This is a genomic window from Archangium sp. Cb G35 (assembly GCF_001896145.1).
Lineage (GTDB): Bacteria > Myxococcota > Myxococcia > Myxococcales > Myxococcaceae > Archangium > Archangium violaceum.
On sequence record NZ_MPOI01000030.1, the window covers coordinates 1 to 14909 of the forward strand.

9 protein-coding genes are annotated in these 14909 nt (G+C 64.6%); 1 reads left to right on the plus strand and 8 read right to left on the minus strand.

Going from position 1 to position 14909, the window contains the following annotated elements:
• The 7 genes from BO221_RS51560 to BO221_RS51590 all read right to left on the minus strand — a co-directional run.
• Window positions 1-207: hypothetical protein (locus tag BO221_RS51560; protein ID WP_143196188.1), on the minus strand; the 207-nt coding region annotated here is incomplete at its 3' end.
• Window positions 208-1107: 900 nt separating this feature from the next.
• On the minus strand, window positions 1108-1638 hold the full coding sequence (locus tag BO221_RS51565) for a hypothetical protein (RefSeq protein WP_073568316.1): 531 nt from the start codon (window positions 1636-1638) through the stop codon (window positions 1108-1110).
• 159 nt (window positions 1639-1797) lie between these two features.
• Window positions 1798-4749: a hypothetical protein gene (locus tag BO221_RS51570; protein WP_073568317.1), complete on the minus strand. Its 2952-nt coding sequence runs from the start codon at window positions 4747-4749 to the stop codon at window positions 1798-1800.
• Window positions 4728-5753 (minus strand): polyprenyl synthetase family protein, encoded by a 1026-nt coding sequence (locus tag BO221_RS51575; protein WP_198956355.1) that lies wholly within the window; start codon window positions 5751-5753, stop codon window positions 4728-4730. Before BO221_RS51575 ends, BO221_RS51570 begins: the two co-directional genes overlap by 22 nt.
• A gap of 8 nt (window positions 5754-5761) precedes the next feature.
• Entirely contained in the window at window positions 5762-6142 is a 381-nt protein-coding gene (locus tag BO221_RS55280; RefSeq protein ID WP_158080066.1) for a hypothetical protein, read from the minus strand.
• Between the two features lie 602 nt (window positions 6143-6744).
• Window positions 6745-8922 (minus strand): FAD-dependent oxidoreductase, encoded by a 2178-nt coding sequence (locus tag BO221_RS51585; protein WP_073568341.1) that lies wholly within the window; start codon window positions 8920-8922, stop codon window positions 6745-6747.
• Window positions 8923-8996: 74 nt separating this feature from the next.
• Complete coding sequence (locus tag BO221_RS51590; protein ID WP_158080067.1) at window positions 8997-12170, minus strand: adenylate/guanylate cyclase domain-containing protein; 3174 nt, start codon at window positions 12168-12170, stop codon at window positions 8997-8999.
• 300 nt (window positions 12171-12470) lie between these two features.
• Here BO221_RS51590 and BO221_RS51595 point away from each other — a divergent pair, with 300 nt between their 5' ends.
• Entirely contained in the window at window positions 12471-13250 is a 780-nt protein-coding gene (locus tag BO221_RS51595) for a class I SAM-dependent methyltransferase (RefSeq protein WP_233166650.1), read from the plus strand.
• On the opposite strand, the gene BO221_RS51600 is transcribed toward BO221_RS51595, so the two are convergent.
• Window positions 13235-14344 carry a trans-acting enoyl reductase family protein gene (locus tag BO221_RS51600; RefSeq protein WP_073568322.1) on the minus strand — a complete coding sequence of 370 codons (1110 nt, stop codon included), beginning with the start codon at window positions 14342-14344 and terminating at the stop codon, window positions 13235-13237. The genes BO221_RS51595 and BO221_RS51600 overlap by 16 nt on opposite strands.
• Window positions 14345-14909 lie beyond the last annotated feature (565 nt).

Consider the following 14909-nt stretch of genomic DNA (forward strand, 5'->3'; position numbering starts at 1 on the left):
GCTCACGCCCAACTCCTTCGCCGCTTCCTCCCTGCTCGCCCCCTGTTGCTGGCGCGCTCGCATGTACGCCACCGCTTCCTGTCTCTGCTCCTGCGTGTAGCGCGTACGCGGGCCCACTTCGCCCCGCTCGAGTACCTGCCGCCGGAACTTCTCCGCCTGCTCCTTCATTTCCATCGCTTCCTCCTCCTTCACGGGGGCGACGGACATGCTCACGCCTCTGCTCTCGCGTCACGACGGGCTCGGGCGAGGATTTACCAGGCTGCCGAGCTGCGCAAGAGGCTCGGAGAGGTGCTCCCGGGCTTTGATTCGATCAACCTGCGCGATTGGGCAACACTGGAAGGACTCGCCTCCCGCGCGATTGAGTCGATGTCGCTGGCTCGGTTGAAGTTGCTAGGGGTCGATTTCCCTGGCGGTAACCGTTCGAAGACGCGCGGCACGGCATCTCGTGGTGCGTGAGGTGCATGCGCTCCCTCATTGCGCCACGAGAGGCCCTGGTGAGATTGACCCGACACGAAACTGGGGCAGAGGCCCACCGCCCACGCGGCCTGCTCAGCTGGCTCCTGAGCCTGCCTCGGTTTTTGTGGCTCTCCCGCAGTTTGTGTGAATCCAGAGCACAGGCGGGGTGTCCGCACGAGTGAGGGTCGCTTGCTCGCTGCCCCTGAACCACACGAAGTGCGGGAGAGCCACGTAACCGGGGCAAGCCCACTACCGCCAGGCTCCCACGAAACTCCGCCAAGCCCGCTCCGGGATTGGCAGGCGGCGGGTTCGATTCCCGCCGCCTCCACTGGAAGTAGCAAGTCCCCGGCCGCCATCAGGCGAGCCGGGGTTTTCTTTTTCCGCTGAAACCGCCAGCGGCAGCCGGGCGAGCTGGCCTCGTTCGTGGCGCTGTACCTTGAGTTTCGACACCTCGGCGCAGAGGGCCTCCTGAGCCTGCCTCCACACCGCGGACAGCAGGTGGACGCCCAGGGCTTCACACCGCTGCACTACACCGTCTCGGGCGTGGAGCTCACCGCTACGAGGGGTGAAGCCCGGCGCGTGGGGCGCGACCAGGGGCAGCCGCCACCGGACCGCAGCTTCCTCCGGTGGCTGCTCCGTCTTGTCCGGCCATCAGCCCTTCAGCGTCACCCGCACGTAGCCGCACGGCCGCCTGCGGCTCCTGTCGAACACGGAACCATAGAAGGTCCCGGAGGCGTCTTCGGAGAACTCCAGCCTCAGCATGAGCACCCGGTCCTCGGTTCGCTCGAGGGTGCCGCGGATGGACTGCTGGGGGTTTTCCACATCATGCAGGGGCAGCAGCTTGAGGTCCCTCAGGTCCGAATCAGGCGAAAGGTCCATGAGCACCTGGGCCGGAGCCCGGGTGCTCGGCTGCATCACGACCAGTTGGAACCAGGGCCATTGGGCAGGCGAGAAGGACGCGGGCCTGGGCGCCTGGAATCGTGCTTGGGAGGGCCAGGAGGGGTGCTCGTAGCGCCTGTCGTCCCACCAGCGGCCGGGTGGCGGCGAAGGAGGGGAGGCTCCCACGAACGACTGAATCACGGAGCCAACCATGCTCATCCACATGTTCGCCATCTGGGTACACAAGAAGCGAACGGGAGACTGGGGTGGAGGGTTTCCGTAGCGGTAATAGGGCTCGTACATGGAAGACTCTCCTGTGAAGACAATCTACCGCTGCCCGGGAGCGGCCTCTTTGGAATACGCCCATCCGGTTTTCTTGTGGACATGGTCAGGCAAGGGCGCTCCGTTGCCACCATGTAGGTGCCGGTGAGCCCGCCAGCCCCTGGGAGCGCACCCTCCCTTCTAAACGTATACGGTGGGTTCGAGCTTGATGGAGACTTCTGGTTTGGGGGGGCTCGCGAGGGGGGAAGGCCCCACGTACCAGACCGGTTGCGGCGTCTCGGGATCCCAGTAGAACGATCGCTCCTGGCCGTTCGGGTATACGCGAAACTCCGTCAAGGAGTTGCCTCTGACGCAGAAGTCTGGCTTCTGCCACAGTCGTGTTGAAGTGTAGCGGTAGGGAGTGAACGAGACCGCGTCCGGCGTCTTGCGCTGCTCTTGGGCCTGCTCCGCGACCAGGCGTCCGGGAGCTGTATTGAGCCGAGCCAGAATCAGCGCATCAGCCGCTTCCGGTCCCATCGTCGAGTTCGCATTATTGAGCCTCTGCAGCTCGGGGAAGACGCGCGGATTGTCATCCCAGTTCTCCCACTCGCGGCTGAGCACTGTGTGGAGGGTCATCTGGGGTTCGATCTTTTCCACGGCCTCCTCTGCGGTCTTGACATCCAGCAGGTATTTGCTGCCCGGGCTTTGCCTGCTCTTCCAGTCGTCGACCTGTTGATACAATCGCTGCCAGCCGTTGAGCATCTCGTCGGGATCATGGAGGTACGAGGGCGTCTCGTTGACCTCGGGACGCTCGTTCTTTTCGTTGCGAACGAAGTATCTGTCGCGGTCGCGGTGTTCATTCATGACCCATTCGGAGGTGTTGGCCCGCCAGCAGAGGTTACGACCCAGCTTCGTGCGTAGGCCTGCCTTCAGCCAGAAGGGCCGTACGGCCTCCAGATTGTGGATGATGGTCCCCCCCTGGGTTTCCCGCGTCTTCCAGACGAGCCCCAGCGTACTCACGATGGGATGCGTGGGGTACTGGTGGATGCGCACATGAACGATGGATTCGATTTCCTGAAGGGTATCCAGCCGGTAGACTTCAGTGCCAGTCTCGACGATGGACTGATAGCAGGCGCGCTCTGGCTCATCGGCATCCCTGAACTGCTTGAATGTGATGTGGTTGATGAACTGTTTGTTGGCCAGAAGCTCCAGCGCGAGGGTCCGTGAGGCCTTGAGGTCGCGCTCCGCCCCCATCGAGTTCTTGCGCATGCGGTACACTTCCTGCTTGAGCGTCTGTCCCCAATGCGCGATGACGTAGCGTTGGGTAAAGTCATCGTTGTAATCGACGACCTCGCCGCCGACCAGGATGTCCATGAGCAGTCGCTGCTCGATGGGCTGGCTCTGCTCGAGTGCCGAGAGCACCTGGGTGCTGATCTCCATCACCGGCTGGGGCTTCGTGTTGGCGGGACCTCCGCCCTCCATCCAGGTGCTCGGCGGGATGGTGATCTTCGCACGCGAGATCGGGGTGCCACTCACCTCGGCGCTGGTATTGGCCGCGACGACGTTGTCCGCGTAGCAAAAGACCGGAACAAGTGCGACCCCCATGAGCTTCTCAGGGTGCTGTTTCGAGTAACGTTTGACGGGCAGGTAGAAGCCGACCTCCTTCTTGGCCCACAAGCCCACGTTGTTCGTCTCGGAAGACATTTCATCGTAGTTGGTGACGATGAGGTAGACATAGGTCCCCCAGGGCTTGAACTGCAGGTTCGCGCCTTCCAGCGGCGTGTTGAAATAGGCGTCGCAGAACTGCTCGAGCTTTTCCTTGGTCGCGAGAAGAGGCAGGACGCGCAGGGTCGTCTTGGGGAAATCAAAAGGACCGGAGATCTGTTGCGCGACCGTGCCATCGGTGGTGCGAATACGCATCTGCTGCCGGTGGTCCTGATCTTGCCTGGAGCTGCTTCCGGTGAAGTCCAGGGGGCCCGTGCCCTTGCGGCTCCAGACGCCCGCACTGGAAGTGATGGTCCGGGCGCGGTCGTAGCTCATGTCCAGCTCGAGCCAGAAGGGCATCACCGGACGAACCGTCCAGACGGCCTTGTCGTCGATCTGCCACTTCTTTCCCTGCAGCCCAAAGGTCTCGGCCAGGGAAAGGGAGGGGTAGCGGTGGAGGCGGATGCGGTAGCCCCCACTGGTATCACCCGCGAGGACCCGGGTGTCACCGAGCAGCCCCACCCGCTTGAGCCGCTGGACTCTCAGCTGGTAGTTGACCAGGGCCTTGTAGCACGCCAGCTCTGGATTGCTGGCCGAGCGGAACTGCTTGAGGTTGACGTTGTTGAGGTAGATATTGGGCATGTCGCCGGAATATGGGGGCACGGCCAGCCGCAGCGCCTCCTGGAGATAGGGGGACGGGGCCCTGCCGGGAGGGAACGGGTCGAGGAACTGTCGCCGGAATATCCTGGAGGCATCGCCGAGCATCGCGACGAAGTTCTGGATGAGATGGGGAATCCCCACCCAGGGCAGGAGCGGGCTTTCCTCATCGAAGCGTATCTGGGACTCCGCAATCTCATTCTCCACTTCCAGGAAGACACGGTCCTCGTAGCTCTTGCCCGCGTAGGCCTTGTCCAGCACCCCGGTGCTGATGGAGACGACGGGGGTGGAGGAGAGCGGGTGGCGGACCCAATCGCTCTCCTTCTGCCCCAGGGTCGCTAGGCTCTTGGGCCAGCCGTACACCTCGCGCCCGATGGACATCGAGATCTCTTGGTCAACGAAGATGATCGGCGCGACCGAGGCCCAGCTATGCAAGGAGAGCCCGTTTCTACCGAGACGGTACCACTCCAGGGGAATGTTGAAGAACATCTCCCGCTGAGACACCCACCCGAGGTTCGTCGCCTCGGCGCTCATGCTGCCGTAGTCGACCACCATCAGGTAGACATAGGGGAGAAAGGCGCGGAACCAGCCGGCCTTCTCCACCGGAAAGCTCTGGTTGAGATAGCCATCCACGCGCTTCTGGAGGACGTTCAAATTCGCCCGGAGGGGAAAGATCCGCAGGGTCACCCCCTTGAACGAGATGGGAGGTGTGATCCAGTTGGGTCCGTAGATTCCACGGGCGTTGTTGTAGCGCGGCCTCACCAGATGCTTCAGTTCCGTTCGATCACCCATGTGATCAACTCCTCGATGAATTGTCTATCCCGGGAAGCGGGCAGAACGCCATAGACCGTGGAGAACTCACGCAAAGCCGCCCCCGCCAGGCCATTGGCGACTTGGCGGGCATGCTCGATACATCCGTGCACATCCATCCGCGAGCGGATCCACCGCACGTGCTCCACCGTGCGCTCGTGACGTGGCAGGCCCAGCAACTCCACGACCCGGGCCTTCTCGTCAGGCTTGGCGTGCTTCAGCAGGTGAATGAGCATCAGCGTCCGTTTTCCCTCACGGATGTCGCCGTTGAGCTCCTTGCCGTAGGCCGCCTCATCCCCGATGAGATTGAGTACGTCATCCTGGATCTGGAAGGCGGCACCCACCAGGAAGCCAAAGCGGATGAAGGGCACGAGGTCGACGCGGCCCCAGGACCCGATGAGTGCTCCAACCCGGCTGGGATAGATGGTGGTGAGCCAGCACGTCTTCTTGAGAACCATCTCGAGATAGTCGGCCACTGTCACCTCGGTGACATTGTCCCGGCGCCAACCAATATCCAGCGCTTGTCCCTCGGCCGATTCAATCGCCGTACGCTCGCAGTCCTGGAGGATGCGAAGCGCTAGGTCCGGTCCCAGCTGCCGCTGGTTCTCGAAGAGCGGCCGGAAGCTCAGGACCAGCAGGGCGTCTCCCGCGTTGAGAGCCAACGGCAAACCCTCCTGGAGGTGCAGCGCGGGCCGACCACGCCGCAACTCGCTCTCGTCCTCAATGTCATCGTGGATGAGCAGTGCGTTGTGGAACAGCTCGATGGAGGCCGCACTGGCGAGCGCATCCTCCAGACGGCCACCGAACGCGCGCGTGGTGGCGATACACAGGCTGGGCCTGAGCGCCCGCCCCCCACGTTGGGGATAGTCCGCCGCGAGATCGTAGAGGTACTGACGTGGCTCTCTCTCGGGGAGGTATCTGGAGAGCACCTGTCGTGTGGCGGCACCGTACTCCGCCAGGATCAGGGGGACGAGTTTGGAGGACACCCTCCGACTCACGTTGTCTCCGGGCCCACGTCGGGCGCCTTCTTCTTCTCGGTAGCTGACGCCGTGTCTGGCACCTTGCTGAGCCGCACGCGTACGAATCCAGATACCTTCGGAGAGACCGGCTCGAACGTCATCGGCTGATAAGCATCTGGTTCGAAGATGGGACCCTCGTACGTGCCAGGCTCCTCATCCTCCACCGAGATGCTGCATTGCGCGGAGTTGACACCCACGCGTTCAATCTTGATCTTGTTCAAGGTACGGGGATCGTCATCCTGGACGGAAGTGAGTTCACGCACTTGAAGGGAGGGGATGTGGGCGCCGGGGAACAGTTCCGCCGTCACCTCGACCCTGATCTCGTGCTGCTTGCTCGACTTGACCCGCACGGACACGGTCAATCCGGTGTCCGCGCGTTCCGAAGAGGACTCATAGGCGTAGGGAGCGCCCCCGAAGCCAGGAGCCGGGGGAGAGGGGGGTGGTGGATGGGGGTATCCCGGAGGTGGCCCCGAATAGGACGGTCCGGGAGGCGGCGGAGAAGAGGAACCCCAGGCGCCAGGCGGGCCAGAGGGCCAGCCGAAGCCAGGGGGGAAGTCTGGTCGAGTGGCCTCGGGCGGTGACGCCCACCGGGGGCGCAGCAAGTCGAAGCAGGACCAGACCATGTAGCTCCACACCCGCATGGCATCCATGGCGAAGTCCCGGATGTCCCAGTTCATGGGAGGCATGCCCCTGGGCGGGTAGGGATAGGGAGGGGGGGCGGGATTGAACCGCTCCGAGGCCTGGTATCCCCTCCGGAGGTACTCATCGAGCACTCCATAAGCGGTGCCCACTCCGCTCTCCGCCGCGTCATGAGGAGGCATCCCGAAGGGCCTCCTCTGCTCAGGTCCTTGCTCGGGAGGGCGCATCGTGGTGGCCGCGCTGCGGAGGGGCCCGGTCCGCGCGGGGGGAGTGCGTCTGAATCGGTCGTCGTGTGTGCTCATCGTCTCTTTTACCTGTGTCAGGGATGGTCGTATCCGATGATGGTCTCGAGCGGGGGCCAGCCAGAGATGGCATGTGCGGCGAGTTGCCCGGACATGACGGCCGACTCGACGCAGCCCGAATTCAATCCGCTCTCGGTCCAATCACCCGCGATGGTGAGATTGTCGAACGTCAGGTCCAGGGGCGAGATACGGTGGCGGCTGGCTCCCGGAAGGGAGAGCACATAGCGGTCCGAGGGATTGACATTGGCCGTGAAGAACTGGCTGTCGAAGCGGGCCTCGCCGGTTCTCTCCGGAGTGCCCTCGGAGGGATCGAGGAGCAGTTCCCAACGGAAGCCCTCACGGCGCACGGCCAGGGGCCAGAGCCATCCGATATCGTGATTGAGGAAGTGAATGGCGTTGGTCCGCACGCGGTGGTGCTCGGCCGCCAGGAACCCCTGGTCCGGGGAGTGCGGCGTCGGGGGCGGCTCCGGGAGGACGTTGCAGAAATAGGCGATGGACTGGGGCGGCTGGCGCCAGCTCTCCTCGGGGGCCAGGTGGCTCATGTCCGCCCAGGTGTCAAAGGGCTCGACGAAGCCAGCGAGCAGAACGCGCGACTCCCTCCAGCCCAGGGCCCTGACATCCGTGTTCATCCAGAGCTGGAAGGCTTGCGTGGCGACGGTCTTCACCTCCTTCACCATCTTCTGCCAGCGTGTATCGCGTGCGAGGAGCTCGCTCGCGACGTGGGGGAGGGCACCGATGCTGGTGCCCAGGACAACCAGGTCGAAGTCCTGTCCCACGTGCAGTTGCCGGGTGCCTGCCCTCCGCTCATCCCAATGCGATTCGAAATTCCATCCTTCTCGGGCCATGCACTCGCCATCGATGAGCTGGCTATAGTCGGGGGTGGAGGGCCAACAGGGCAGGCCTCGGACATCCACGAGGGGCCAGTACTCCACGTCCCCCTTGACCTCGGCCTGGAGGTCGAACTCGAGGGCCTCCACGTAAGGTCGCTCCTGCGGGGACGGGGGAGCGAGCCGGAGGTTGCGCAGGCGGTGGAAGAATCGGAAGCGGACCCCCCGCCGTTTGAGCACCTCGTACATTGGGGCGAAGATGGTGTCCCCCATCCCTGAATTCATCTTCCAGAACAACGCGCCCCGGTAGGTGAAGAACATCCGCAGCAAGCCCCGGAGCATGACGCTGGCGGACAGCCGGGGGCGGTGGGGGTCGCCGTCCTCATAGGCGAACATGAGGCCATACAGGGAGCGCAGGAAGGAGGAAGACATGGCGGTGGAGGAGAGGCCATTGAGTCTTAGCCACTCAACCCAATCATAGTCGTCGATGGCGTCGAAGCCGCGGGGATCCGTCGCGAGCCCGAAGCGGACGCTGCCTCGGATGAGGGTGAGGATAAGATCAACCACTTCCCAGACGCGCCGGAGCTCATCGTCCCTTTCCGTCAGGGCCTCGAGCTGCCGGTGCGCTGCGGCCCCAAGGCCATCGAGGAGCTGAAGGAGGAGTTCCTGGGGCCTTCCCCGGAGGTGGACGTGCGGGTACAGCGTCGAGACGGCGGTGTGTAGCAACCAGACGCCTTCGAACGTGGCCGTCGCACTGATGAGTTGTCCATATTTCAGCAGCCGGCTGATGCCCTCCCACACGGAGCCGGACTGGGGCGGGGGTTGCCAGGGAGGCGCCGTGTAGCCCACGGGCCAGGGACCCGCCGACTCGGACGGGAAGCGGGCCGAGCGTACGAGCTCGAGCAGCAGGTTCGTGGCCCGCGAGAAATAGCCGCGCAGAGAGAAGGGATTCTCCCCAGCGAGCGGATCTCCCGGCAGGTCCCGGGTGGGAGGGAATCGTGCTGCCCAGTACTCCCACTCCCCCAGGCGGGTGCGATTGGTCAGCGCCAGGAGTGGCACGGGCGAGAAGGCATCCCGCCAGGTGGCGATGCGGCAGGTCCGCGGATCCCGGCGCAGCTCGGAGTAGCAGTCGCGGATCATGCGGAAGGCGTTCTCGTAGAAGCCCATCCACAAGTGGAGCCCGTGCTCCTCGATCCGATCAGCGGCGCCGCGCCCCGAGGCGCCTTTGCCTCCGAGCCTCCAACCCAATTGGTAGACGGTGACCTCGTACTGGGAGCCGAGCTCTGGGCGAGTCAGCTCGAAGGCGGTGGCCATAGAAGCACAACCGCCACCAATAATAGCGACCTTGATGGGTTGGTTTGTACGCATGAGGGGCTCTCTGCCCATCATGCGTGGCCGCGTTCTTCAGGCGCAAGCCCATTTTGGGCTCGCCTGGAACAGCCCTATCCCCTAAATGAGCGCAAGGCGGTCTCTCCTGCGGCGGCCCGCAGCTCAGCGAGCAGGGCACGCGCCTCCTGGAGATCGAGCGCATCGCTGTCGTCCGGCAGCGCGCGGCAGGCCGGCTCGAGGAGCTCCAAGGCCTCGCGGTGTTTGCCTTGGGCCTTCCACATGAAGCTCATACTCCTCGACGCGCGCAGCTCCAGCATCGGGGCGCCGTGCGCGCGGGCCAACTGCAGTGCGCGGTGCAGGCACTCCTCCGCCTCTTGCGTGCGAGACGGATCCGCCAGCATCAACACCAGCTCCCCCTTCTGCCGCCACAGCTCTGGCAGGGCGAAGTTCCACTGCGCCGTTTCCCCGTGACGCACCCCGGACTCCGCCATGCGCAACGCCTGGTCAAGCCGTCCCGCCGTGGTCAGCCCATGCGCCACCAGGTTGAAAAAGTGCCCCATGGTGCAGCTGGAGGGAGCGAATCCCTGGAATACGGAGAAGCTCTCCAGCAGTTGCTCGAGAGCGCGCTCGACGTCCGGACCCTGCTGGCTTCGGGCCCAGGACAGGTAGATGGCCGAGACCGACACCCAGTAGGGGAACTTCGCCTTCTCCGCCGCTCTCCGCATGGCCTCCGCATGCACCTGCACCTGGGCCGGCTGCCTGAGGCAGAATCCCAGATAACAGCCATACCAAAGGGAAAGACAATCCGTCATGGCATGGTCAAGCTTCTGGTGGTGTTCCAGCACCATCTTCAGCCTGCTCTGCGCGAGCGAGAGCTTGCCCTGATGCCAGGCCGACAGCAGGCTGTAGCCAAAGAGAGTCGCGAAGACGGAAGTCCCTATCTCCTGGATGCAGAGCTGATCGCACTCCAGGTCCACGTACTTCTCGCTCCTCAAGGCCACTTCCAGGGCCTGGGCGTGGTTGCCATTGAGGAAGTGGGCCGCCACCGCGGTTCCGTCAGCGACCGCGTGGGTGAAGGGATCCCGGGTCTTTTCGGCCAGGGCGCGCAGGCTTTGCATCGACTCCATCGCCTTCGCATGCTCTCCGAGCACGACGAAGAAGTTCCAGCGACCGCTGATGATGGCGGCGATGCGGTCGAAGTTGTCCACCTGATGCGCGAGCTGGAGCGCGCGCTCATAGGTGGTATTCACCGAGGGATGTGCCCAGCTGCGCAAGCAGTTGAGCGCCCCCCCGAGCGAGAGCTGGAGCGGCAACTCCTTCTGGGCTCGCTCCAAGGTGTCTGGGAGCGACTTGAGCAGCCCGAGGGCTTGCTCGAAGTGGGCCACGGCCTCCTGAAAAGCCGCGCGTGACAGCGCCTGCTCCGCGGCCCGCTGCCAGTGCCGGATGGCCTCCCACGTGAGCCCCGCCCCCTCGCAGTGGACGGCCATCACGTTGGGCTCCGCTTCCGCGATCTCTGGAAAGCGCGTGCGCAGGGCCTCCATGATCTGCTGGTGGTACTGCTGACGGGTCTTGCGCAGCAGGGACTCGTAGGCGGTGTCCCGGATGAGCGCGTGCTTGAAGACGTAGCGGACTCGCGGAGGCACGCCCTGCTTGACCAGGAGCCCCGCGTCGATGAGCCAGGCAAGCTCCCGCCGGAGCGAGGCGTCGTCCATGTTGGACACGGCCTGCAGCACCTCATAGGGGAATTCGCGGCCCAGGGTCGCCGCCAGCTGGGCCACCGGCCTGGCCGTGTCCAGCCGGTCGAGGCGGGCCATCAATGAGTCCTGAACCGTCGTCGGCAACAAGCCCGCCGGCAGCGGCCCTTTCAATTCGTAGTGCTGCTCCTTCTCCTCGAGCAGGCCCGTGCCCAGAACGGCCTTGGTCAGCTCCTCTACGAACAGGGGGATGCCTCCCGCGCGAGCGACGATCTGCGCTTGCACCTCTTCGGGCAGGCGCTTGCGCCCAGCCACGTAGGCGACCATGCACTCCGTCTCGCTCGAGGGCAGCGGCTGCAGGGGCAGCTCGGTCATATGCGCGGTGGACGGCCACGGCAGGCTGAACTCTGGCCGGAAGGTCAGCAACCCCATCATCCTCACGGGCATTTCCCGCTCGACCAGGCGGCGCACCAGCTCCAGCGTCGTGGCATCCGCCCAGTGCAGGTCCTCCAGGATGAGCAGGACAGGACGGAGCTCCGAAGCCTTGAGCCACCACGCCTGCAGGGTCTCCAACGTCCGGATGCGTTGCTCGGGGGGGGGCAGTTCCAGGCGGGGGTAGCGATGCTCATAGGACAGACCCAGCAGCGACGCGAGGAGGGGGATCGTGTCCGGAGGATGTGGCGCCGTCCGGCCCATCTCGTCCTCCAACCGTTGTAGCCGCTCCTCCGCGTTCGCGGCTCCGGGCCAGCCCAGTCGCCGCTTCAGCATTTCGATGAGTGGATAGAGTGCGCTATTGCTATGCATGGGTGAGCATTGGCACTCGAAAATCTCGAAGCTCCGGACATTCTCCTGTTGCTTGACGACTTCCAACAGGCGGGACTTCCCGATCCCCGGCTCGCCACACAGCATCACCAGCCGGCTGTGGCCCTGCTCGGCGTCGGCGAAGCCGCGCTGGATGACTTTCAGCTCCGCGTCCCGGCCCATGAAAGGCGTCAGCGCCACCGCGTGGGGTAGGTCCATCCGGGACACCGCCCCACTCTCGGCCAGCACGCGGTAGAGCGGGGTGGGCTGAGCCACCCCCTTGAGCGTCCGTGTCCCGAGTGCTTCGACGTTGAAGAAGCCCTGGGTCAGGCGCTGGGTGGCTTCGCTGATCACCAGCGCGTCCGGAGTCGCCTCGCCCTGGACACGCGCCGCAATATTGGGAGTCTCTCCCAGGGCGAGATTCTCGCGATGACCCAGGCCGCCCATTTCTCCGACCACGACCAGTCCCGTGTGGATTCCAAGACGCACCTGAAGCTGTCGTCCATGAATGGGCAGCCGCATCGTCTCGAGGATGGACAGCCCCGCGGCCACCGCGCGGCGGGCATCATCCTCATGTGCCGTCGGGAAGCCGAAGTAGATGAGGAGGCCATCTCCCAGAAACTGCGCCACATGTCCATCGAAGCGGTGGATGACCTCGGCGCATCGCTGCTGGTAGGTCCGGACCAGCTCGCGCAAATCCTCCGGGTCAAGCAATCCAGACAGGACGGTCGAGCCGACCAGGTCGCAGAAGAGCACCGTGAGCTGGCGGCGCTCGGCCCGCGCGGGGGACACCGTGGGAGGCTTCAGGGCTGCGCCGCATTCGCCGCAGAACTTGCTCTTGACCGGGTTCTGAGTTCCGCACTGCACGCATTCCATCTTCCCACCCTGATATATTGAAAATCGGACATGAGAATATGGTAGTTTTCCAGAACTTCCAAATCCATGGGAGGAGGTGTGGCTCCCTCGAAAGCTGGGAAGTCAAGGAGTGGAATGTTCTTGCTCCAATGATCGGCCTTTCCAGGAGGCCTCATGCCCGCGCCGCAGGCTCCTCCGTATGCACGCCTCTTGCTCGACCACCTTGTCCGGGGTGACTTGGCCCTTGCCCGAGTGCTTGGCCAGCACATGCACTGGGGCTGGTGGCGTCATCCCGGGGCGGGGGATGGGACGCTCGATGACTTCGCCGCCGCGCTGGAGCGGATGAGCCAGCGCGTGATTGATATGGCGGGCATCCGCGAGGGTGGATGCGTGCTCGATGCGGGCTGTGGCTTTGGTGGCACGCTCGCCAGCCTCGACCTGCGCTTCTCGCGGCTCGTACTCGTGGGGTTGAACATCGACGGGCAACAGCTGCGTTGGGCGCGGGAGCAGGTGCGGCCACGCCCCGGCAACCGGCTCGAGTTCGTCGAGGGGGACGCCTGCGCCATGCCCTTCGCCAGTGGTTCCTTCGACGCCGTGCTCGCCCTCGAGTGCATCTTCCACTTCCCGGATCGGAGGCGCTTCTTCCAAGAGGCGCGCCGTGTCCTCCGGGCTGGAGGCATCCTGGTCCTCACGGATTTCGTTCCAACACTGCTCTTCCTGCCCATGCTGGCCATGCAGGACGTCTTGTTTCCCTCATATATCCAGCGATTCTTTGGTGCCTCGGACCTCACCTACCCGCTCAATCACTACCGCTCACTGGCTCGGTTCATGGGGTTCGAGCCCCTGGTGGAGGAAGACATGACCTTGAATACACTTCCGACCTACCCGGTGGCCCGGCGACTCGCGCGGGAGCTTGGCCCGGAGGCGCCCTTCGCGCTCGCTTCGATGCTGGCAACTGAATTCGTCACCCGCATGGGACTGCTGCGCTACATGGCCCTCTCCTACAGGAAGCGCTGAACTCTGGCGTCCGTTGCCCACCCGTCCCAGCGGTGGGAGCCGGCGATGGAGAGGACGAAGTCAGCGCCGAATGCGCGTGCCGGAGTGAGTGCCCCCTTCAATTCCTCGCTCAGGACACGTTCCACGGCCCTCACCCCCGACAGGGCAGTGAACGCATAGCCAGCCCGTGTTTCCAGCCAGGCCTCGGCATGCCGCCCGTCTGGAGCCCAGGCGCGCGCCCAGATGTAGCCCCGCTCCCACTGCCGCAGGACGGGGGCAGGAGTCACAAGTTGGAGGTCGATGAACTGCTCGGCCCGTTCGCGCACCGCCCGCACCCTCAGGAGTCGCTCCAGCAGGGGAGCGGCGAGGCGCGTCACCTCCGCTCCTGTGGCCCCCCCGGGAACGGCCAGGAAGACCGTGATGTTGGGGATGCCGGTGGTGTGCCACGCCGTCACCAGATCCGCCCAGAGGGCGGGAATCACGATGTGCTCGCCGTCTGGGAAGAGCATTCGCCGTGCACCCTCGCCCAGGGGAAAGGGCCAGAGCTGGCCATTTCGTCTCACCCATCCTCCGCTGGACAATAGTTCCAGACTTGACTTGAGGGTACCCGCCGTTACCCGGGTGGTGCTGGTGAGTGCCAGCTCCAGGGAGTGGGCTCCGGGCACCTTCTCCGCCACATGGCGCGCCAAGCAGTCGGTGGGGATGATGTCAAAGCCTACCCCGGACATCAGCACGACGCCGCGTCGGCGGGCCTCGGCATCGTGACGCAGGGTGTTCTCGAAGACAGAGGGCTCACCGGAGATGTCCAGGTAGTGTGTCCCAGCCGCGAGACACGCCCGGAGCATGGGCATACTGGTTCGCACGAAGGGTCCTGCGGCGTGCAAGACCAGCCAGACATCCTCGAGCACCGCCATCAAGCCTCGGGTGTCTTCCAGCTCCACGACCACCATGTCCAGCCCGAGCTGTCGGGCCAGGGGTTCCAGCTTCGCGCCCGAGCGGCCCGCGAGCACCGGCCGGAATCCACGACGCACCGCCTCCTCCGCGAGGAGACGACCTGTGAAGCCCGTGGCGCCGTAGATCATCCACTGGGGAGAAGAGCGCTTGGCAGATCGCATGCGAGCAATCCTATCGCACCGAGATGCCCGGGAGTTCACGTGACCCACCGCACGCGGACTTTGGGTTCCTCGTGACACGCGCGCTAGCCCCCCACGCACACCCGCACGTCCTGGCGCGGGTAGTCCTGGGTGAGGACGGGCACCTGCTCGGGCGTGGTGAAGTGTAGACTGCTGGTTCCCGCGGGTGTCCATGCTCCATGCCGGGGCATGACGCGGGGACCAGGAGTCGGCGTATACGTGCCTTGCTACATTGTTACAGCAGACCCGCGCTGGAGCGCTCTCAACAGAGCTCGGCATGGAGCAGGGAGCAGCGTAAGCGGTTGGAACTCCTACGAAAACACGCTCTCGACCGCACTGGAGCGCTCTGGCCGGGAGCCTCCGGCGGCGGGTTCGATTCCCGCCGCTTCCATGCAGAACAACCCGCCGCTTTGAGCCGAGTCCGCTCCTAACGAGGAGATGCGTGTCGGCACGTACCTTTCCGCCTGTGGCCTGTGCCACATCAGAGGGGTTTCAGGATTTGGGTAAGCTCGAAATTCGAAGTGCTCCCCCGCAACCGCCGAGACGC